This is a genomic window from Sphingobium psychrophilum (assembly GCF_012927105.1).
Taxonomy (GTDB): domain Bacteria; phylum Pseudomonadota; class Alphaproteobacteria; order Sphingomonadales; family Sphingomonadaceae; genus Sphingobium; species Sphingobium psychrophilum.
On record NZ_JABBFV010000010.1, the window covers coordinates 137,056 to 155,316 of the forward strand.

Sequence of the window (18,261 nt, forward strand, 5' to 3'; positions counted from 1 at the left end):
GATTGGCCTTTTCAGATGCGGCGGGCGATGGCGCCTGCGGCCCAGCCCATGCCCACGGCCATGGCGATCGCGACCAGACCATAGACGAAGGACCAATGTTCGGCCGCGCTGGCGATGAACTGTTCGAACCCGGATTTGCGTACCGTGATGTCGCGCACCGCGGCGGCGACCACCCGCCCATCCTGCACCAGGAAAGTTTCGGCGGTATAATCGCCCACGATGACGCGCGCCGACAGCGGCAGGCGCGCGCGATAGAGAACGCCGTCGGTAATCTCGACCGTGCCGGGTCGCTCAACGAACAGGCCCGACCGCGCCCGCAAATCGACCAGACCGGATTGAAAGCGCGACAATTCCGCGCTCTCGTTGAGCGAAGAAGGCGAGAGTTGCAGCTTGTCCAAGCCCAATTCGTAGATGGCGGCGGTGCGTTCATCCACGATCCGGTCGATCGGACGCGACGATGCCATGGCGTAGAAGCTGGGCGCGGAGCGGAAGCGGGCGGTGTCGGCATTGACCCAAATGCCGGCGACCTTCTGCTTTTCGCGCATGGTGATCGACTGTTCCGGCCCCTTGAGCACGACGACGATGTCTGCCGGCTTGTCGGGGCGTCGCCCGTCGGGATAGACGATCGCGCCGAACAGCAGCAGGTCGGCACCGGTGAAGCTGTACTGGATGACGACTTCGCGTTGCGACACGTCCGGCACCAGTTGCGGTTCGTCCGCCCCGATCAGCGCCAGCGCCGCAGGGAGGGCCAGAAAGGCACGCGAGCGACGCATCAGCGCACCTCGATCGTGTAGATTTCGTCGGGACGAAATCCCAGTCCCAGCGCCATGCGCGCCGCGACGAACAACACAATCGCGGCGAGCAGGATGCGCAGATATTCAGGGCGGATCGACATGGAAATGCGGGTGCCGACCTGCGCGCCGACGACGCTACCGATCAGCAGCAGCAGCGCCAGCACCAGGTCCACCGCCTTGGTCGTCATCGCGTGCATCATCGTCGTCGCCATGGTGACGAACAAGATCTGGAACAGCGATGTGCCGACCACCGACTGCGTCGCCATCCCCAGCAGGTACAGCATCGCGGGCACCAGGATGAAGCCGCCGCCCACGCCCAGCAACATCGTCAATATGCCGGTTGCCATGCCTAGCAACAGGGGCGCGAGTGGCGAGATATACAGGCCGGAGCGATAGAAACGCCAGCGCATCGGCAACGCCGCGACCAAAGGATGATGCCGTCGCTTGCGCGCGGGAGGGCGCTTGCCGGTTTTCAGCGCCACCAGCGCCTGGATCGATTCCTTGGCCATCAGCGCGCCGATGCCACCCAGCATCAGCACATAGAGGATGCCGATGACGGTATCGATCTGACCCAGATATTGCAGCAGGCGGAAAATGAAGACGCCCATGCCGGCCCCGACCACGCCGCCCGCGATCAGCACGCCGCCCATGCGGAAATCGACGGTGCCGCGCGCCATATGGGTGAATACACCCGAAACGCTGGCGCCCGTCACCTGCGAAGCGGCGGACGCTGCTGCGACGGTGGGCGGAATGCCGTAGAAGATCAGCAACGGCGTCGTCAGGAATCCGCCGCCGACGCCGAACATGCCGGACAGCAGCCCGACGACGCCGCCCAGGCCGATAATGACAAGCGCGTTCACCGATAGATTGGCTATAGGCAGGTAAAGATCCATGCCCGTCGGGGGTAACGCCAAGCGGCGGCGATATAAAGCGGCGATGGAGCCCAGCGATTAAAAATCGGCCGCAAGGGTGATGGCGAGGCCCGATCCTGGCCGTGCGCCTCCCGCGATCCGTTCGCGCCATTCGATGGCGATCCGCGCGCCGACGGTCGGCAAAGGCAGGCGAAACTGCACTAGCGGACCAATGTCCAGCCTGCTGACGCCCGGTTGCGCGCCGCCCGACAGAGCCGCGCCGACGCGGATGGGCGATTGACCAAGCGGGGTGGAGAGCGAGAATTTGCCGTCGATGAAAGCATCCCCGCGTCGGAAACCGACAATGCCGGTCTGGCCATAGCCTTCCGCCACGACCCCTGGCGCGATCACCACAGGTCCAAATCCGCCCACCGCCATCACGGCGTTTGCGTTGCGCGCGCCGTTGCCCAGCGCGATGCGTCGTTCGACCGCAACGCTGATCGGGATCGCGCGCATCGGCTGGATCGACAATCCGACCGCGCCTTCAGATGCTGTGGGCCGCTGGAGCGCACGAGTCAGGCGGCCATAGGCGACGGTGCTGCTGGATGCGCGCGGTGTCAGGTCGTAGTCCACCCGAAGTCCCGTCTGCGAGCCGCCGAGCTGGCCAGTCGGCACGGTCCCGCTTGGCCTCGCGCCGCCGGGGCGCCACAGCAGCCATGCAGCGGCGCGCCATCGATCCGGCGTCTTTTGCTCGGTTATGAGCGGAGAAGGGCTGGCTGTCGGGGTCTGGAAACGGCTCATATATTCCGGGTCGCTGGCATAATGGCGATTGGCGAACGCTACGGTGAAGCTGATGAAATCCATAAGATCGACTGGCATGGCGGCATTGGAGGATGGTGGTGGCCCGAACGTCTCCGTTTTCGTTCGTGGCGCGATATGGGGTAGAGGCTGTGAGGAAAGCGTTTCTAACCGGGGCAGGGTGGCCACGGCGCTGGACGCCAGCACGGCTTGTGGCAGAAGCGCGGGGGCGGGCGCAGGCACAGGACGACCATCTGCATAGGGCTGTTGCACCGGCGGTAGTATGGCCTCCTGGCTGGCCAAGCGGATAGCCACCCAACCCATCATCACCATGGCAAAGAAACGCAACGGCCGTCCGTTTGCGGTGCGGATCATGGATCGGTCTTCAGGTCGGGGAAGCGATGCTGCGTCTTGTCCCAGCTAAGCGGCTTGCCCAGCAGCGATTTGGCGTAGAGGAAGACCGCGCGCCGGGCCGCTAATATGGCGATATAGTTGGCGATGACGGTGCGCGGGATCGCCATCAATCCCTGCCGCCAGCCATAGGTCCGGCCGACAAACAGGGCGCGCATGACGGTCCGCCAGCCCATCAACCCCATATTGAACCACAGCAGGGCTGCGATGACGGGCGGCAGCGGTGGCGGGGATAAAGGTGCGAACAGGCCCAGAGCAGCGATCAGTCCCCAGAGGATCAGCGCCACATACGCGGCGAACAGGACGAGCGCCGCCATGGTGGCGCGACGGTCGCGGATGCGCATCCACCATTCGGCAGGACCGCCATGCCAGCCCATGCGATCCCAGCCCGCCAGCGATATCCCCACCATCCAGCGCGCCTTTTGCCGGACGGCGGCATGCACGCTGTCCGGAAAATATTCGCGCGTCGCCACCAACGCACCGGTCGCGTCGCGCATACGCACGAACACGCCGCGCCCGCCCATATTGGCGATCCGCAGGCCCGCTTCATAGTCCTCCGTCAGCGACGACGGGTCGAAGGGGCCGCCATGGGCGGGGTCGGACAGGCGGCCAAGCGTCGCCCGTTCGAAGGCGCATGCCACGCCGGCGGATGGAATGGACGCGCCCAGCGCTTCGCGCACCGTCAGCGCTTTCCCATGATTCTCGGCAAATTCATCGCCATAATGATTGGCGATTGCGCGCGCGAACCATGTCCCTTTGCCCGGCAGGGGTAAAACCGGCAATTGAACCAGGGCGAAGCGATCGATCATGAAGTCGAACAACCGAATCTCGTCGGCATGCACCACATCTTCGGCATCGTGCAGCACGACCGCCTTGAACGCTTTGGTCGTGCGCGCTTCCGGCATTATGTAGCAAACGCACCAAGGCGATTACGTTCATCGCCGCGTCCGCTGCAAATGCCCCCTTTTAAGGGGTAAAAGCGTGTCTATTTTTTTCGCGGCGCTGTTGGCGCTAGGTGTCTCTGGGGAGGCCAGAGCAAATGCTCAATTCAGTGTCATGCGAACGATAGGTGATAAACATACCATCGCGGTCGATAGGCGCTACCTTGTAGCAAAAGTGCGTGCGAAAACGCAGATCGCCAAGAGTCTCATATTCAATATATCCCATGATATAGAACGGGTATTCTTGGAGCTTCCACATAGGGAATGGGGTGAGTTCAATGGTTTCGCCTATCGGGATAAAATCGTTAGGCCAGAAGCCGCGTTCGCACTTTCCGTACATAGGGCCGGTGCCAACATCCCAACCAACTTGAACAAGGGACGCATTGCTTCGGCCACGGTTGAGAACCTTAACAGAAAGCTCCCAGTCATCGGGGCTATGCTCCACGGACCTGGCTCGAAAGTCTGCGTCTTGTATTCTAACGATCGCACGCTCCGTGGTCAGGTAAGCCTGATGGGTATCGAGAGCGGCCTGCGCGCTTTTGGCGGCTTCATCGGCCCCGCGTCTCGCTTCATTCGCGCCAGCCTCAGTATGACGCGCTGCCTCGCGGGCATACCAAGCGGCGAAGCCAGCAGCGGCAAGTGTAAAGGCACCTATAAAAGTGCCCAGCAGGCCAAGCCAGAAAGTGCGCCTAGTCCAGTCGGCCGATACTTTCGCAGCATCAGCAGCTTTCCACTGGGCGCAAAGATCGGAATTACGGGCGTCTTGACCAGCCTCGCATCCTGCATCTGGCTCTGGCCGTTCATTCGCCTGTTGAATGGCAGCGGCAATATTCTGCAATGCTTCGGCGCTGGCGTTATCGGCATAGCGTTGGCTGCGGTCAGCGGCCTGATGTTCTGGTGACGCAGCCGTGAGCGCTAGCCATCCGACAGCCGCAACGACGATGCTCCGATAGCCTCTAAGCATTGCACCAAAAACACCGCTGTAAATTTGCCCCGGCTCAGCTTGTTCCTGATATTCGGCTCAGAGTCCATGATGCCAATGTCGGCCAGCTTTCCGACCAATTCCGCATAGGAGATATTCCGGCGCTTTAGCTCACCCTTCAGCAGCCCCTTAACCTTGTCTTCCCATTCTTTTTCCGGCTTGGCCACGCGCGTATCTCCAATGATGTTGGATGCATCATATTCGATACGTTTGTCATTGACAACAGTGCGCATATGTCATTATATACGATGCATAAGCAACGGATACGATGACATGCAACACTTTCTCCTCTCCAGCCAAGCCCGCACGATCAGCCTCAAGGCTGTTTTTACCATGGGCGAAGACAAGGCTTATGAGACGTTCTGCCAGATGCGCTGGCCTGAGAACGAAGGAGAAGCCGTTTGCCCGCGTTGCGGCTGCGTCGAAACCTACAACATAACATCGCGTCGCAAGTTCAAGTGCGTTGCCTGCTATCACCAGTTCAGCGTCACCAGCGGGACCATCTTCGCATCGCGCAAGATGTCGTTCACCGATCTGCTGGCCGCGATCGTCATCTTCGTGAACGGTGCCAAGGGCATCGCCGCGCTGCAACTCAGCCGCGATCTGGATTGCCAGTATAAGACGGCTTTCGTTCTCACTCACAAGCTGCGCGAAGCCATGGCCCGCGAAAACATGGGCGCTACCGTTGGTGGCGTCGTGGAAGTGGATGGCGCTTATTTCGGCGGCTATAGCAAGCCTGCCAATGAGAAGGCCGATCGCAAGGACCGCCGCTTGCTGGAGAACCAGACCGGGAAGCGTCAAGTCGTCGTCGTGGCCCGCGAACGCGATGGCCGCACCCTCTCGACCGTAACCGGCTCAGAGGCCCAGGGCGTTCCCTTCATCCGTTCGGTTGTCGAGACGGGCGCTACCGTACACGCCGACGAAGGCACCGCATGGGACGCCCTCCACGCCTCCTATGAGACGGGCCGCGTCAATCACTCGTTCCGCTACATGGACAAGGGCGTTTGCACCAATCAGGCCGAAAGCTATTTCAGCCGCCTACGTCGCATGGAAGTCGGCACGCACCACCATATCGCTGGCCCATATCTGAACGCCTATGCTGGTGAGGCCTCATGGCGCGAAGACAACCGCCGCGTCGCCAATGGCGCGCAGGCTGGTAAGGTTGGCGTTGCTGCGATGGAAGCGCCGGTTAGCCGCCAGTGGAAGGGGTATTGGCAGAGAGCTTACTGAAAATTACTCGCAATAAATTCTGGCCTTGCGGATCGCCTGTAGTTAAGCGATATATGTGGCGACCGCACAGCACCACAAACGACAGTAAATGTAATCATATCCGTTACGGTAACGATTTGTTTATCGGAACGTTTGATGATATCGCACGTTGACGTAGTGGTGCATTGCGAATGGTTCGCATTGTGGTCGGGGAATGAAACGGAGAGCTGTATGGACGACGAACTCAAAGCCCTGCTTGAGCAAGCAAAGTCCGTAAAGCTGTCGCCTGAAGAGATCGAAGACAATCGTATCGCTCTAGCGGCTGCCAACGGGCAACTGACCGACAAGCGTATTAGTGTTTCTACAATGAAGGCTACGCGCACGATCATGCTGGCGGACGAGACCGCATTCGCCTAACAAGGCAAAATGACAGGGAATAATCTCGAGCGCCTGTTTCAAAAACAGGTAAACGTTTATAGGCTCCAAGAGCTTACAGACAATATGGTAACGGGGGCCTGCGAAGGCTCCCGTTTCGTATTTTCTGAAGATCTAGTGAAACGGCTACATTCCGTGGCTATGCACAAGCTGCTTAGCACGCCGGGGGAATATCGGCAGGAGCCAGTTCATATTACGAACTGCCCTCACGTTCCGCCCGCGTGGTTTGAAGTGCCTGGGCATATGGCCGGGATGTGTGAGTATGTGAACGTCAATTGGGATAAGGCGGATTTGATCCATTTGGCCGCATATGTCCTGTGGCGGCTAAACTGGATTCACCCCTTTCCGAATGGGAACGGTCGAACATCGCGGTCCACTGCATATGCGATATTGCAGATAAAGTATGGTGGCCTTCTCCCCTCAAAAAATTCTATCATCCAGCAAATCGTTGAAGATAGAGCGCCTTATTACGGAGCGCTGCGGCATGCTGATGAGACCATGAAGGCCAGCGCTAACGTTGTTGACGCGTTAAAGCCAATGGAAGGTATACTAGGGGCCATGCTCAAAGAGCAGATTAAAGCGAACCTTAACGCTTAACCTACCATCTCAGCCAAAGCCCCGTTTCTTCCAACGACCGCACAAGCCCGCACTCTCGACGCTATCCCCCACTCCCATTCCGCCACCCACCAACGTCATCCCCCTGCTTGCCTGTCATCTGCCAACGCAGCAGCCCGCCCGCGTTAGCCTTCTCAGCAACGACAAAGCCCTTCTGGCGCAGCTTGGACAGGCTATGCCCCGTCCGCGTCCCTATGAGCTTGCGCAGCGCCTTGTCGGACGTGTTCAGCCCGCGCGCTTCCATAATCATTCGGGCAAGGTCCAGCGTCGTTAACGCAACGTCGCTCTTGCGGATCGCGTCCAGCAAGAAGCGCTGCACCTCACCACGGAACGCGGCATTAGCTGGTGGCACCGGCTTGACCGGCGCGTCGCCCAAATCAATGTCCGGTTCGAATATGCGGATTGAACGCTCCAAGCTGTCGAGGTCCGCCATATGCTGGGCAAGCTGCGCCTGTAGCGCTTCGATCTTTCCAACGATTTCTGCCCGCTTGTCGATCAGGCCATGCACAACGAGTTTCATATGATGACATTACGCTACGCAGGCGATTATGTCTGTCATTACGTTGGTGCGTTTGCTACATAATGCCGCGCGCTTCTTCCGCCAGCATTGCCCGCCACAGGACATTGAGGCAGTCCGCCTTCGTGCTCGGTCCCGGCCTGGGGTTGATTCCCACGATGATGCGCGGTTCCCCGGCGGCGATGGGCGCGACCGCGTCGATCGTTTCCGGGTCATTGGGATAGAGGCCGATGAAGATCCGATAGTTATCGTCCGGCCAGCGGGCGAGCGCATGGCGCAACATCGGCCCGATCACATCTGCCTCTCGCCAAGCGGGAATGAATATGGCGATGCAGCCCGGTCGGGATGAAGCGGGCAGGGTCGCTGTGGTCATACGCGGGTGGCGGGCATAAATGGCGACGTTGCGCCAACAGCGACGGGCCAGAAAGAGGATGTCGATCAGGAAATCGTCCAGCCCGCCGATCGCCAATCCGACGACAGCGAAAAGCAGGATTTCGCGGTGCAACGCCACAAGGCTTGCGGCCAACATGTCTCCCAAGACTTGACCCCCATCCGTCTATGCGAGAGAGGATGCCATTTGCGTCACATCGTTCCAAGTCTTTTGCATATTTTGCGCAGAAGCCTTTGTAAATATTGGCACAGTCATGGCCTTGAGCCTTGTCCGGGTGCAGTTGAAAGGACCGACAGGGATGAATCGACCGCCGCGATCCGCATTGCGCGATTTTCTGACCGGGGAAACCGGCGGGGCGATATTGTTGATGATCGCGGCCGGCGCGGCGATGGTTCTGGCCAATCTGCCCGGTGCGATCGGGCATCTCTATCATGACATGCTGCATGCGCCGATGGGGCCGACCCTGTCGTCGCGAATCGGGCCGATGACGCTCCATCTGTGGATCAACGATGGGCTGATGGCCCTATTCTTCCTGGTGGTCGGGCTGGAGATCAAGCGCGAGTTTCTGGATGGCGGCCTGTCCACTTGGGACAGGCGACGCCTGCCGATCCTGGCGGCTGTGGCGGGCATGGCCGCGCCAGCAATCGTCTATCTCATGGTAACGGCCGGGCAGCCTGCGCTGAGCAATGGTTGGGCCATTCCGGCCGCAACCGACATCGCCTTCGCCATCGGCGTGCTGGCGCTGCTGGGGCGGCGCGCGCCGGCTTCGCTCAAGCTGTTCCTGACCGCCGTCGCCATCGTCGACGACATGGGAGCGGTGGCCATCATAGCCCTTTTCTACAGCCATGGCCTCGACTTAGCGGCGCTGGCGGGCGCGGCCGGCGTGCTGGCGCTGATGTACGGCCTCAACCGTGCGGGGGTGAAGGCGCTGATGCCCTATCTTCTGGGCTTTGCCTTGCTTTGGTTCCTGATGCTGTTGTCGGGTGTGCATGCCACGGTCGCCGGCGTGCTGGCCGCGATGACGGTGCCGGTGCGCTGCACGCCCGGCGCGCCCGATGCGGCGGACAGTCCGCTGCACCGCCTGGAACATGCCATCCATCCGTGGAGCGCCTATCTGATCGTCCCGCTCTTCGGGTTCGCCAATGCCGGGCTCAGCCTGGGCGGCGAGGCAATGGCGATGCTTTTCGCGCCTTTGTCGCTGGGCGTCGCGCTCGGCCTGTTTCTGGGCAAGCAACTGGGTATTTTCGGCGCGGTATGGGCGGCGGTGCGGCTGGGGTTTGCGGAGCGGCCGGCCGGCGCGAGCTGGAGCCAGGTCTATGGCATGACGATGCTGTGCGGCATCGGCTTCACCATGAGCCTGTTCATCGGCGCGCTCGCCTTTCCCGGCCAAGCCCTGCTGGTCGAGGAAGCGAAGGGCGGAATACTCTTGGGGTCGCTGCTGTCCGCCCTCTCGGGATATGCAGTTTTGCGCTGGATAGCGCGTCCGGCCGCCTCGCCGGGGCGATAAGCGGGTTCGCCAAAATATAGTGTCAGTGCTATTCTATGCCCGCTGATGCTGCGAGTCGTATGCAGCCTCGGCCAATCGACCAATCTCTTCGAACTTGGACGGGAGGAGGGCGACTATGGAGATGGACGTCAATTACCTGCTGCATCGCCAGCAGATGTCGATGATACGCGCGCAATCCAGCCGATCGGACAAGGGGCGAGACGCTTATGAAAGCCTCGCCCAAAGCTATACCGAACGCATCGATGCCTATCGGCGGGAAAATGAACGGCTGATCATCCACGCGCATTGACCGTTCCGGTCAGCGCCGCTGGATCAGCCTTTCTATTGCCAGACGGTGGTTGTCATCGTCCCCGCATTCCTGTTCCAACACGGCCTTGATGCGCTGAAGTTCCGCTTCGGTCAGATGTTCGATGCCGATGAAATCGTTGCGGGCGTTATCGACCGCGCGGATCAATTCATCCAGCTTCGCCTGGATGGCGGAGCCGTCGCGGTTTTGCGCGTTCTGGATCAGGAACACCATTAGGAAGGTGACGATGGTGGTACTGGTGTTGATCACCAGCTGCCATGTATCGGAATAGTGGAAGAGGGGGCCGGTCGCGAGCCACAGAATGACCGTGCTCAGCGCCAGCACGAAGGCGAAGGGCTGGCCCGCCCAGTTGGCGACCCGGTGCGACATCGCCGCGAAAATCCGATCCATGGTTGATTCTTTCCTTTACCAAAGCGATGCATTTATCCCCTGTTCAGCCCGGCGCGGCCATGAAAAGCGCGATGCGTTCCATTTCCTCTCGCGCCTTGATGGCGGCCGCCCTTCTCACTCTGTCCGCCTGCACCGCCTTGTCGCCCGAATCACGTCTTCGCGCGGGGCTTGAAGAGGCCGGCCTTTCGCCACGAATGGCGGGTTGCATGGCGGAACGGATGGTCGACCGACTGAGCCTGGCCCAGTTGCGAAAGCTCCAGTCGCTCGCATCGCTCCGCAAGTCTCACAGCGGCAAAACATCCGTCGATCAACTGCTGCATGAGGTGCGAGCGGTACAGGATCCTGAGATTTTTGCGGTTGCCAGTTCATCCGCGCTCGCCTGCGCATTCTGATAGTATCGGCCGCGAAAGGCCGGATCGACACCACACGCTTTGCAATTTTGCAAAGTCGTTTTGCGAAATTTTCTAGCGCCTCGCTTTTGGCTGTGCTTAGCCGCTGACATCAGGTTTCAGCGAAAAGGGCAGCCCCTATGAATATTCATGAATATCAGGCGAAGGAACTCCTCGCGAAATATGGCGCGCCGATCGCAGCTGGCTATGCCGCTTTCTCGGTCGAGGAAGCCGTCGAAGCCGCCAAGAAACTGCCCGGACCGCTCTATGTCGTGAAGTCGCAGATCCATGCCGGTGGTCGCGGCAAGGGCAAGTTCAAGGAACTGGCCCCAGAAGCGAAGGGCGGCGTGCGCCTCGCCTTCAACCTGGATGAGGTCAAGGCTCATTCGACCGACATGCTGGGCAACACGCTGGTCACGATCCAGACCGGTGATGCAGGCAAGCAGGTCAACCGCCTCTACATCACCGACGGTGCCGACATTGCCAAGGAATTCTACCTGGCCCTGCTAGTCGATCGCGGCAGCAGCAAGATCGCGTTCGTTGTGTCGACCGAAGGCGGCATGGATATCGAAGAAGTCGCCCACTCGGCACCTGAGAAGATCCACAGCTTCTCGGTCGATCCGGCAACCGGCTTCCAGGCTCATCATGGCCGGTCGATCGCCGCTGCACTGGGCCTGACCGGCGACCTCGCCAAGCAGGCGGCAAAGGTAGCTTCGTCGCTCTACGCTGCTTTTGTCGACACCGATGCCGAGCAGATCGAAATCAATCCGCTCGCGCTGACCGAGCAGGGCAAGCTGCTGGTGCTGGACGCCAAGGTCGCATTCGACGGCAACGCCATGTTCCGTCACAAGGACATCGCCGAACTGCGCGACCTGACCGAGGAAGATGCAGCCGAAGTCGAAGCGTCCAAGTACGACCTGGCCTACATCAAGCTGGACGGCAACATCGGTTGCATGGTGAACGGCGCGGGCCTGGCCATGGCGACGATGGACATCATCAAACTGAACGGTGAATTCCCCGCCAACTTCCTGGACGTAGGCGGCGGTGCCACGACGGAGAAGGTGACCGCGGCCTTCAAGATCATCCTGAAGGACCCGGCCGTTAAGGGCATCCTGGTCAACATCTTCGGTGGCATCATGAAGTGCGACATCATCGCCGACGGCATCGTCGCGGCGGCGAAGGAAGTGAACCTGTCGGTCCCGCTGGTGGTGCGCCTGGAAGGCACCAACGTCCAGCAGGGCAAGGACATATTGGCCGCATCGGGCCTGGCGATCGTCCCCGCGGACGACTTGGGCGATGCAGCCAAGAAGATCGTGGCGGAAGTGAGGAAGGCGGCCTGAGGCACGACCCCACCTAACAAGATACGCCATCGGGCGTGGGTGGTCCGGAAACGGGCCGCCCACGTCCTTGTTCGCGTTGGCGGGCGATGGCGTGAAACTGGAGGATGTTGAAAATGAAGATCCTTGTGCCCGTGAAGCGGGTCATTGACTATAATGTGAAGCCGCGCGTGAAGGCGGACGGTACGGGCGTCGATCTGGCGAACGTCAAGATGAGCATGAACCCGTTCGACGAGATCGCGATCGAGGAAGCCATCCGCCTGAAGGAAAAGGGCGTGGCGACCGAAGTGATCGCGGTGTCGATCGGCGTCGCCAAGGCGCAGGAAACGCTGCGGACCTCACTCGCCATGGGTGCGGATCGGGCGATCCTGATCCAGACCGACGATGAGGTCGAACCGCTGGGCGTGGCCAAGCTGCTCGCCAAGGTGCAGGAAGAGGAAGGCGCTGGCCTCATCATCCTGGGCAAGCAGGCGATCGACGACGACAGCAACCAGACCGGACAGATGCTGGCCGCGCTGCTGGGCTTGCCGCAGGGCACGTTCGCGTCGAAGGTCGAAGTTGCCGATGGCAGCGTTTCGGTCACCCGTGAAGTCGATGGCGGGCTGGAGACGGTGAAGCTGTCGACGCCGGCGATCATAACCACCGACCTGCGCCTCAATGAGCCGCGCTATGCGTCGCTGCCCAACATCATGAAGGCCAAGTCCAAGCCCTTGGCGCAGAAGACCCCCGCCGATTATGGCGTGGACATCAGTCCGCGCCTGGAAACGCTCAAGGTGGTCGAGCCGCCCAAGCGCACCGCCGGCGTCAAGGTCGCCGATGTCGATGAACTGGTCGCAAAGCTGAAAGCTCTGGGAGTTGCCGCATGAGCAAGACACTTGTTTGGGTTGAACATGAGGGCGGGGCCGTCAAGGACGCGACCCTTTCCGCCATCACCGCCGCCGCCAAGTTGGGCGAAGTCCATCTGCTGGTCGTCGGCCAGGGCGTCGATGGCGTCGCCGCCGCCGCCGCGAAAATTGCGGGCGTGGGCAAGGTCCATGTCGCAGACGATGCGGCATTCGGCCATGCGCTGCCGGAGAATGTCGCGCCGCTGATCGTCGAACTGATGGGCCATCACGACGCCTTCGTCGCGCCGGCCACCAGCAACGGCAAGAATATCGCGCCGCGCGTCGCCGCCTTGCTCGACGTGATGCAGATCAGCGACATCCTGTCGGTCGAGAGCGAGGATACGTTCACCCGGCCGATCTATGCCGGTAACGCTATCGCTACCGTTAAGAGCAAGGATGCCAAGAAGGTCATAACCGTCCGCGGCACGGCCTTTGAGAAGGCGGAGCGTGACGGCGGCAGCGCCACGGTGGAAGCGGTCACTTCGACCGGCGATAAGGGGCTGTCGAGCTTCGTCGGCGCCGAGATTGCCAAGCTGGAACGTCCCGAACTGACCAGCGCCAAGATCATCGTGTCGGGTGGTCGTGCGCTTAAGGATGGGCCGACCTTTGAAGAGGTGATCTTCCCGCTCGCCGATAAGCTGGGTGCTGCGGTTGGTGCGAGCCGCGCGGCGGTCGATGCGGGCTATGTCCCCAACGACTATCAAGTCGGCCAGACCGGCAAGATCGTGGCACCGGAAGTCTATGTTGCCGTGGGCATTTCGGGTGCGATCCAGCATCTTGCTGGCATGAAGGACAGCAAGACCATCATCGCCATCAACAAGGACGAGGATGCGCCGATCTTCCAGGTCGCCGACATCGGTCTGGTGGGTGATCTGTTCAAGGTCGTACCGGAGCTTACCGGCAAGCTGTAAGCCAGCGTGACGATGTAGAAAAGGGCGCGGAGTGATCTCCGCGCCCTTTTCTATGTCATTCGCAGTTGATGTCGTTCTTGTCGATGGCCCGGCCTGCCAGAGCCCCGCCGGCCCCGCCGATGATGGTGCCGAGCGTCTTCGACCCGCCTGGTGCAATGATGTTGCCCAGCACGCCGCCGGCAATGGCGCCGACAATGGTACCGGTCGTGCCGTCGTCGCGCTTGCAATAATAGCGGCCGTCATTGTCGCGGTAAATCTGGTCATTGTCACGGATAGGACGGCGGGAATGACGGGGTGGGCCGCGGCGATCGCTGGGACGATCGTAGCCGTAACCGCCACCGCCGCCATTGTCCGATGTGCAAGCGCCCAGTGGCAACATGGCCAGCATGGCTGCGGCGAGGATGGGTTTGTTCATGGCGTCTCTCCTTGTTACCTTTATGCCCTCAACAACCCGGCGCAGCGGCGGTGGTTGCGTGGCGGTAACAATATCAAGCAAACGAAAACCGCCCGCTGCGACCGCGAGAGGGGGAGCGGTAGCGAGCGGGCGGTGACCGGAGGCGAGCGGGGGACTGGGCCGCCGGATGGGATAGTCGGTTAGTTGGGAAGCGGCCGGTTGATCGCGCCGGTCGAAGAGACGAGCGGCGATGCGGACGACGTATCGAGTTCGTCAGCCTTTTCAGCGATGGTCGTCTTGGCTTCGTTGTAGCGGGTGACCAGGTCGTTCTTGAATTCGGTCAGCTTGCCTTCGTCGTAGAGTTTCTTGCCGACATAGCCGGCGATGGCGCCGAAGATCAGGGTGCGGATCATGTTATGCTCCATTGTTGCAGGTTCGGGGAGATAACCGGCGGCGGGGCGACGGGTTCCAAGGCACATTGCCTGGACCACCGCTTTTGCTAGGCTTGCGACGGACGGTGCGTTGGGGGAGCCGAATGTCGGGATTCGATCTGGTGTTCGCGGCCTTCGGGCTGCTGCTGGGACTGGCGATCAGCGAGGTGCTGGGCGGTTTTTCCAGGGCGCTCAAGCTCAAGCGGGGGGCCAAGCCGGTGCGGATCGGCTGGCTGACGCCGCTGCTGGGGCTGTTCGTGCTGCTCGACCTGACCAGTTTCTGGCTGACGGCGTTCGAGGCGCGGGCGCAGATGGACGCCAATTATCTGACATTGACCGCGGTGCTGGCGCTGGTCGGGGTCTATTATCTGGCCGCGACGCTGATCTTTCCAGACGAGCCGGAAGAATGGCCCGATTTCGACGATTGGTATGACCGGCACAAAAGGTTGGTGATCGGTGGCGTGTTGACCGCCAATATCGGCATCATCGTCGGCCAGAATGTGTTGGAGCTTTACCGGCCATCGGGCGGGCCGGAACCCAGCGATACGGTGACCGCCTGGGCGCTGCTGGCGCTGGTGGGCCTGATCGGGCTGCTCGTCGCCCTGCTGTTCGTGCGATCGCGGCGCTGGAATATCGCCATGCTGATCGCGCTGCCCATGATATTGGTGACCGCGTCGGTCTATCTGGACATGGTATGAGGGGCGGGGTGTGAAAGGCGGGCGCCGGAGCGCCCGCCATCCAGATTATTCGGCGTGCTGTAGGTTCACAGCGGCCATCTTGCCACGACGGTCCTGCTCCAGATCATAGGAGACGCGGTCCTTTTCGCGCAGCGTGGCCAGGCCAGCGCGCTCGACGGCGGTGATGTGAACGAACGCGTCCGGGCTGCCGTCATCGGGAGCGATGAAGCCATAGCCCTTGTCGGCGTTGAAGAATTTGACGGTTCCGACGATGCTCATGGTAGTTCCTTCTTTGTGCGGCGCGGCCCGTGTGGTCGCACCGGATCGCTAAAGGGGCAGGGAAAGAAGGAAACAGGTGCCGCAAAGCGCCGAGAACCGTCGATTTGCGACTGTAGCTACCTTCTCTTAGGGCAAGGGTGGGGAAAAAGCAAGTTGGGATGAGGGTGAGGCGGGAAGTGCAGATGGGCGCGCACCGTCGCGTTCCCCGGCGAAGGCCGGGGTCCAGTCCGACGTCAGAGCTGGACCCTTGATGGGAGTCACGCGCCTCCCATCAACTTCGCCGGGGAACGTAGAGATGGCGATTGACGGGATTAGGCATCCCCTGTCCATCATCCCACCCTAGCCGAAGCTGCCGCGCACTCCGCGTCCTGCGCCAGGACGAAGCCGAAGAAATCGTCGCGGGCCATGGCGGCGGCCTGTTCATAGGGGCGGCGTTCGGCCTCCTGCTGGGCGGCGAGCGCCTCTTCCTCCGCCTCCGTCAGGTCGCGCTCATAATCGTCGACATCGTAGATGGCGTCGCTGGCGTCGCCGTCGAAACCGGGCGGCGGGGGGAAATCGGTGCGCCAGCGGTCCAGCCGGTCGTCCCACCAGATGCCGCGCAGCCGATCGGCGGCTTCGTCCGGCGGGAGATCGGCGAGATTGGGCGGCGGCGGGGACCGAAGTTCACACCGTTCATCATCGATGGAAAACTGCGGATTTTGCGGCTTGTGCAGCGCCATGCGCGCGGCGACGAACAGGGCGGCCGATGCGCCGGGGGACAGGGCGGTTTCGGTGTCGACCGGGGCTGGCGTGTCGGGCATGGAGCCGTCGTCCATGACGGCGTCCTCCATCAGCCGCGCGGGCGGCTCCGCGCCGGTGCGGGGGAGGTTGAGGCGGTCGGCTTCCGCCTGGACGTCCGCTTCCGGGCAGAGCATGTCGCAATAGGCGGTGAAATCCTGCGCGACGACGCGGGCGAGCGCGGCGTCGGACCCTTCGGCCGGGCAATCGGCCATGCGATCGAGCCGGGCGAGCATCGACATGGCGAGCCGGTTGTCGTGGCGGTGGCGGGTGATTTCATGATTGTCGGGGTCGCGGCGGATGGTTTCCTCCGTCCCCATGATGGCGCGGGCGAGCAACGTGTCGGCCAGCCGCGCGCGGGCGATCAGGATCGCCGCGTCCCAGCCCAGGCGAAACGCCGCACCGTCGCGGCGGATGCGCAGGACATAGGCGGAGCGCGGCGTGATGAACACGGCTTCGCAGGCGAGGCGGATGACGCCGGTCGCGGCGAGCACTTCGAGAAAGCGGCGCTGGCGCGCGGGGCTCCAACCGTCGACGCGGATTTGCGGGGCGGGGGTGGGCAGGATGGGATCGTGATAGGACATGGGTCGCGTGCCTCCGGCTGAGGATATTGCCGGAAGGACGGACAGAAAAGGGGCATGTAGGACAGCGAAATAGGATAGGATAATTCGACCGGTCTACCAGTTGCCGCCGATATCCGTTTAGACCGGTTTGCTGCAAACCAAACATAGCCATATTGAAATATGTCCAAAATAGGCATAATAGGGAAAATGGTCAGCCCCGACCACCTCGCCGGTAATTGGTCCGGGAGAAACGGCAAGGAGGCCGGTAAAAATGGGCAAGATGGACCCAAACCTGCTTGAGGTTTCGGCAAAGGAAGTTGCCGGGAAACTCGGCTTCTACACGGATGAGGCGATGCTGCGTCCGGTGGGTATTCAGAAGCATGGGGTCACGCGGGTCGTGATGTTGTCGCTAATGGAATATGAACGACTGCTGCGCCGGGATCGGCAGGTCCTATTGACGAGAGACCTCGATGACGAAACGCTCGACGCCATCCTCACCGCAGAGCCGGGGGAACGCTCCACGGAAGTCGGGCGGCGGCTGGCCGATCCCGACTCCGGGTGACGTCCTGTGCTATGCCTATCTTTGGGCGCGGGAAGCGGCCCAAGGGCAGGAAGAAGGGTTGAAGGACAGGCCGGTCGTGGTCGTGCTGGCGGCGACGGATACTGGAAACGGGGTCCGGCTGACGGTTGCGCCGATCACCCATAGCGCGCCGGACGGTGCGGAGGGTGCCGTGGAGGTGCCGTTGGCGGTGAAGCGCGATTTAGGTCTGGATCGCGAACGTAGCTGGATCGTGGTGAGCGAGGTCAACGGCTTCCTGTGGCCGGGGCCGGACGTGCGACCGCTGGCGGATGGCAGTCCCTTTTATGGCGCGATACCGGACTGGCTGTTCCTGCGGATGCGGGAAGGGATTGGCGTTCATGCCGGGCGGGGTCGGGTGAGGGTTACAAAAAGGACGGAGTGAGGGTTTAAGATGGAGGTTCTTGCACCTGGCACCGTAATCTCCAAATTTTCCAATAAGTGATCGCAGTTGATAAAAATATAGAATGAAATTTAAGTCATGAATTATTCAATTGTGGCAACAAAATCTCTAATATTCGGCTTTTGTACGTCTAGCTGTGATTGATTGACTTGTATCTGACGACCTAAAAGAATGCGATTGCCCGCTTGAAGCCTCATAATTGGGATCCCCAATGCGCCCGAGACAACAGAGGCTGTATTAGCATCCCTTATTTCTGCTTGAAACATTCTTCGAAATTCTATCCGCGAACGAGGTGCCGGAGCACCAGTAGGGTGGATCGCAAAATAGGTGGGGTTAGACGACCAAACCGCAAATATCTCTGAGAGCCCGATCCGAAACTAAGTTGAGTGGTATCAGCGGGTTAGCTTGACGCTTGCCGCAGTCGTTGATTCAGGGGTTTTGCAACAAACTTCCGGAGATCAACAATGTGGACCGATACCACTCGGGCGCAA

Annotated in this window: 24 protein-coding genes and 2 pseudogenes; 13 read left to right on the forward strand and 13 right to left on the reverse strand. The window is 61.1% G+C overall.

Annotated features, from left to right (window positions below; translation table 11 throughout):
- Positions 1-11: 11 nt before the first annotated feature.
- From HHL08_RS15020 to HHL08_RS15035, 4 genes and pseudogenes are all read right to left on the reverse strand, one after another.
- Positions 12-773 (reverse strand): TIGR02186 family protein, encoded by a 762-nt coding sequence (locus tag HHL08_RS15020; protein ID WP_169573961.1) that lies wholly within the window; start codon positions 771-773, stop codon positions 12-14.
- Positions 773-1,687, reverse strand: coding sequence for a sulfite exporter TauE/SafE family protein (locus HHL08_RS15025; RefSeq protein WP_169573962.1), 915 nt, complete (start codon positions 1,685-1,687; stop codon positions 773-775). The genes HHL08_RS15020 and HHL08_RS15025 overlap by 1 nt, the downstream gene beginning before the upstream one ends.
- Before the next feature lie 57 nt (positions 1,688-1,744).
- Entirely contained in the window at positions 1,745-2,818 is a 1,074-nt protein-coding gene (locus HHL08_RS15030) for a hypothetical protein (RefSeq protein ID WP_169573963.1), read from the reverse strand.
- Positions 2,815-3,753, reverse strand: a pseudogene (locus tag HHL08_RS15035) (glycosyl transferase family protein); the annotation flags it as partial. The pseudogene HHL08_RS15035 and the gene HHL08_RS15030, both read right to left, overlap by 4 nt.
- Positions 3,754-3,835: 82 nt before the next feature.
- On the opposite strand from HHL08_RS15035, the gene HHL08_RS15040 reads away from it, so the two are divergent.
- Positions 3,836-4,696: a hypothetical protein gene (locus HHL08_RS15040; RefSeq protein ID WP_169573965.1), complete on the forward strand. Its 861-nt coding sequence runs from the start codon at positions 3,836-3,838 to the stop codon at positions 4,694-4,696.
- Positions 4,697-4,710: 14 nt separating this feature from the next.
- Here the strand turns inward: HHL08_RS15040 and HHL08_RS15045 are convergent, their stop codons facing one another.
- Positions 4,711-5,010 (reverse strand): DUF6471 domain-containing protein, encoded by a 300-nt coding sequence (locus HHL08_RS15045; RefSeq protein WP_206377890.1) that lies wholly within the window; start codon positions 5,008-5,010, stop codon positions 4,711-4,713.
- A gap of 40 nt (positions 5,011-5,050) precedes the next feature.
- Between HHL08_RS15045 and HHL08_RS15050 the strand changes: the two genes are divergently transcribed.
- The 3 genes from HHL08_RS15050 to HHL08_RS15060 all read left to right on the forward strand — a co-directional run bounded on the left by HHL08_RS15050 (position 5,051) and on the right by HHL08_RS15060 (position 7,018).
- The gene (locus tag HHL08_RS15050; protein ID WP_169573966.1) at positions 5,051-6,007 is read left to right on the forward strand and encodes an IS1595 family transposase; all 957 of its coding nucleotides are present in this window, start codon (positions 5,051-5,053) and stop codon (positions 6,005-6,007) included.
- Positions 6,008-6,217: 210 nt separating this feature from the next.
- The gene (locus HHL08_RS15055) at positions 6,218-6,403 is read left to right on the forward strand and encodes a hypothetical protein (protein WP_169573967.1); all 186 of its coding nucleotides are present in this window, start codon (positions 6,218-6,220) and stop codon (positions 6,401-6,403) included.
- 9 nt (positions 6,404-6,412) lie between these two features.
- Positions 6,413-7,018 (forward strand): Fic family protein, encoded by a 606-nt coding sequence (locus HHL08_RS15060; RefSeq protein WP_169573968.1) that lies wholly within the window; start codon positions 6,413-6,415, stop codon positions 7,016-7,018.
- 61 nt (positions 7,019-7,079) lie between these two features.
- Here the strand turns inward: HHL08_RS15060 and HHL08_RS15065 are convergent, their stop codons facing one another.
- Both HHL08_RS15065 and HHL08_RS15070 read right to left on the reverse strand, forming a co-directional pair.
- Entirely contained in the window at positions 7,080-7,544 is a 465-nt protein-coding gene (locus HHL08_RS15065; protein WP_169573969.1) for a hypothetical protein, read from the reverse strand.
- Positions 7,545-7,623: 79 nt separating this feature from the next.
- Positions 7,624-8,082: pseudogene (locus HHL08_RS15070) on the reverse strand (glycosyltransferase); the annotation flags it as partial.
- A gap of 160 nt (positions 8,083-8,242) precedes the next feature.
- Between HHL08_RS15070 and nhaA the strand changes: the two are divergent.
- Both nhaA and HHL08_RS15080 read left to right on the forward strand, forming a co-directional pair.
- On the forward strand, positions 8,243-9,451 hold the full coding sequence (gene nhaA, locus HHL08_RS15075; RefSeq protein ID WP_169573971.1) for a Na+/H+ antiporter NhaA: 1,209 nt from the start codon (positions 8,243-8,245) through the stop codon (positions 9,449-9,451).
- Positions 9,452-9,566: 115 nt separating this feature from the next.
- The gene (locus tag HHL08_RS15080; RefSeq protein WP_169573972.1) at positions 9,567-9,740 is read left to right on the forward strand and encodes a hypothetical protein; all 174 of its coding nucleotides are present in this window, start codon (positions 9,567-9,569) and stop codon (positions 9,738-9,740) included.
- Positions 9,741-9,749: 9 nt separating this feature from the next.
- Here HHL08_RS15080 and HHL08_RS15085 read toward each other — a convergent pair whose 3' ends face one another.
- Entirely contained in the window at positions 9,750-10,148 is a 399-nt protein-coding gene (locus tag HHL08_RS15085) for a low affinity iron permease family protein (RefSeq protein ID WP_169573973.1), read from the reverse strand.
- A gap of 71 nt (positions 10,149-10,219) precedes the next feature.
- Between HHL08_RS15085 and HHL08_RS15090 the strand changes: the two genes are divergently transcribed.
- From HHL08_RS15090 to HHL08_RS15105, 4 genes are all read left to right on the forward strand, one after another.
- Positions 10,220-10,540, forward strand: a complete 321-nt coding sequence (locus HHL08_RS15090) for a hypothetical protein (protein WP_169573974.1) — start codon at positions 10,220-10,222, stop codon at positions 10,538-10,540.
- Between the two features lie 137 nt (positions 10,541-10,677).
- Positions 10,678-11,877, forward strand: a complete 1,200-nt coding sequence (sucC, locus tag HHL08_RS15095; RefSeq protein WP_169573975.1) for an ADP-forming succinate--CoA ligase subunit beta — start codon at positions 10,678-10,680, stop codon at positions 11,875-11,877.
- A 113-nt stretch (positions 11,878-11,990) separates the two neighbouring features.
- A complete protein-coding gene (locus HHL08_RS15100; RefSeq protein ID WP_169573976.1) occupies positions 11,991-12,740 on the forward strand; it encodes an electron transfer flavoprotein subunit beta/FixA family protein in 750 nt (249 codons plus the stop codon).
- Complete coding sequence (locus HHL08_RS15105) at positions 12,737-13,669, forward strand: electron transfer flavoprotein subunit alpha/FixB family protein (RefSeq protein ID WP_169573977.1); 933 nt, start codon at positions 12,737-12,739, stop codon at positions 13,667-13,669. The genes HHL08_RS15100 and HHL08_RS15105 overlap by 4 nt, the downstream gene beginning before the upstream one ends.
- 55 nt (positions 13,670-13,724) lie before the next feature.
- Here HHL08_RS15105 and HHL08_RS15110 read toward each other — a convergent pair whose 3' ends face one another.
- Complete coding sequence (locus HHL08_RS15110; RefSeq protein WP_169573978.1) at positions 13,725-14,084, reverse strand: glycine zipper 2TM domain-containing protein; 360 nt, start codon at positions 14,082-14,084, stop codon at positions 13,725-13,727.
- Between the two features lie 179 nt (positions 14,085-14,263).
- Positions 14,264-14,476 (reverse strand): hypothetical protein, encoded by a 213-nt coding sequence (locus HHL08_RS15115; protein WP_169573979.1) that lies wholly within the window; start codon positions 14,474-14,476, stop codon positions 14,264-14,266.
- Positions 14,477-14,598: 122 nt separating this feature from the next.
- Between HHL08_RS15115 and HHL08_RS15120 the strand changes: the two genes are divergently transcribed.
- Positions 14,599-15,192: a hypothetical protein gene (locus tag HHL08_RS15120; protein WP_169573980.1), complete on the forward strand. Its 594-nt coding sequence runs from the start codon at positions 14,599-14,601 to the stop codon at positions 15,190-15,192.
- Positions 15,193-15,237: 45 nt separating this feature from the next.
- Here HHL08_RS15120 and HHL08_RS15125 read toward each other — a convergent pair whose 3' ends face one another.
- Together HHL08_RS15125 and HHL08_RS15130 are read right to left on the reverse strand one after the other, a co-directional pair.
- Positions 15,238-15,450 carry a cold-shock protein gene (locus tag HHL08_RS15125; protein WP_066603914.1) on the reverse strand — a complete coding sequence of 71 codons (213 nt, stop codon included), beginning with the start codon at positions 15,448-15,450 and terminating at the stop codon, positions 15,238-15,240.
- 329 nt (positions 15,451-15,779) lie between these two features.
- Positions 15,780-16,811 carry a hypothetical protein gene (locus tag HHL08_RS15130; protein ID WP_169573981.1) on the reverse strand — a complete coding sequence of 344 codons (1,032 nt, stop codon included), beginning with the start codon at positions 16,809-16,811 and terminating at the stop codon, positions 15,780-15,782.
- Positions 16,812-17,061: 250 nt separating this feature from the next.
- Between HHL08_RS15130 and HHL08_RS15135 the strand changes: the two genes are divergently transcribed.
- Together HHL08_RS15135 and HHL08_RS15140 are read left to right on the forward strand one after the other, a co-directional pair.
- Positions 17,062-17,352, forward strand: coding sequence for a type II toxin-antitoxin system Phd/YefM family antitoxin (locus tag HHL08_RS15135; RefSeq protein ID WP_206377891.1), 291 nt, complete (start codon positions 17,062-17,064; stop codon positions 17,350-17,352).
- Positions 17,353-17,410: 58 nt separating this feature from the next.
- Positions 17,411-17,752 (forward strand): hypothetical protein, encoded by a 342-nt coding sequence (locus tag HHL08_RS15140; RefSeq protein WP_206377892.1) that lies wholly within the window; start codon positions 17,411-17,413, stop codon positions 17,750-17,752.
- A 101-nt stretch (positions 17,753-17,853) separates the two neighbouring features.
- On the opposite strand, the gene HHL08_RS15145 is transcribed toward HHL08_RS15140, so the two are convergent.
- On the reverse strand, positions 17,854-18,036 hold the full coding sequence (locus tag HHL08_RS15145; RefSeq protein WP_169573983.1) for a hypothetical protein: 183 nt from the start codon (positions 18,034-18,036) through the stop codon (positions 17,854-17,856).
- Between the last annotated feature and the right edge of the window lie 225 nt (positions 18,037-18,261).

Excerpts from the sequence above, each read along its gene's own strand:
- nhaA (WP_169573971.1), top strand. The coding sequence starts at position 8,243 with ATGAATCGACCGCCGCGATCCGCATTGCGCGATTTTCTGACCGGGGAA.
- HHL08_RS15105 (WP_169573977.1), top strand. The coding sequence starts at position 12,737 with ATGAGCAAGACACTTGTTTGGGTTGAACATGAGGGCGGGGCCGTCAAG.
- HHL08_RS15030 (WP_169573963.1), bottom strand. The coding sequence starts at position 2,818 with ATGATCCGCACCGCAAACGGACGGCCGTTGCGTTTCTTTGCCATGGTG.
- HHL08_RS15025 (WP_169573962.1), bottom strand. The coding sequence starts at position 1,687 with ATGGATCTTTACCTGCCTATAGCCAATCTATCGGTGAACGCGCTTGTC.
- HHL08_RS15090 (WP_169573974.1), top strand. The coding sequence starts at position 10,220 with ATGCGTTCCATTTCCTCTCGCGCCTTGATGGCGGCCGCCCTTCTCACT.
- HHL08_RS15120 (WP_169573980.1), top strand. The coding sequence starts at position 14,599 with ATGTCGGGATTCGATCTGGTGTTCGCGGCCTTCGGGCTGCTGCTGGGA.
- HHL08_RS15080 (WP_169573972.1), top strand. The coding sequence starts at position 9,567 with ATGGAGATGGACGTCAATTACCTGCTGCATCGCCAGCAGATGTCGATG.
- HHL08_RS15130 (WP_169573981.1), bottom strand. The coding sequence starts at position 16,811 with ATGTCCTATCACGATCCCATCCTGCCCACCCCCGCCCCGCAAATCCGC.
- HHL08_RS15085 (WP_169573973.1), bottom strand. The coding sequence starts at position 10,148 with ATGGATCGGATTTTCGCGGCGATGTCGCACCGGGTCGCCAACTGGGCG.
- HHL08_RS15060 (WP_169573968.1), top strand. The coding sequence starts at position 6,413 with ATGACAGGGAATAATCTCGAGCGCCTGTTTCAAAAACAGGTAAACGTT.
- HHL08_RS15115 (WP_169573979.1), bottom strand. The coding sequence starts at position 14,476 with ATGATCCGCACCCTGATCTTCGGCGCCATCGCCGGCTATGTCGGCAAG.
- HHL08_RS15045 (WP_206377890.1), bottom strand. The coding sequence starts at position 5,010 with ATGCGCACTGTTGTCAATGACAAACGTATCGAATATGATGCATCCAAC.
- HHL08_RS15055 (WP_169573967.1), top strand. The coding sequence starts at position 6,218 with ATGGACGACGAACTCAAAGCCCTGCTTGAGCAAGCAAAGTCCGTAAAG.
- HHL08_RS15125 (WP_066603914.1), bottom strand. The coding sequence starts at position 15,450 with ATGAGCATCGTCGGAACCGTCAAATTCTTCAACGCCGACAAGGGCTAT.
- sucC (WP_169573975.1), top strand. The coding sequence starts at position 10,678 with ATGAATATTCATGAATATCAGGCGAAGGAACTCCTCGCGAAATATGGC.
- HHL08_RS15050 (WP_169573966.1), top strand. The coding sequence starts at position 5,051 with ATGCAACACTTTCTCCTCTCCAGCCAAGCCCGCACGATCAGCCTCAAG.
- HHL08_RS15145 (WP_169573983.1), bottom strand. The coding sequence starts at position 18,036 with ATGTTTCAAGCAGAAATAAGGGATGCTAATACAGCCTCTGTTGTCTCG.
- HHL08_RS15135 (WP_206377891.1), top strand. The coding sequence starts at position 17,062 with ATGGGCAAGATGGACCCAAACCTGCTTGAGGTTTCGGCAAAGGAAGTT.
- HHL08_RS15020 (WP_169573961.1), bottom strand. The coding sequence starts at position 773 with ATGCGTCGCTCGCGTGCCTTTCTGGCCCTCCCTGCGGCGCTGGCGCTG.
- HHL08_RS15110 (WP_169573978.1), bottom strand. The coding sequence starts at position 14,084 with ATGAACAAACCCATCCTCGCCGCAGCCATGCTGGCCATGTTGCCACTG.
- HHL08_RS15100 (WP_169573976.1), top strand. The coding sequence starts at position 11,991 with ATGAAGATCCTTGTGCCCGTGAAGCGGGTCATTGACTATAATGTGAAG.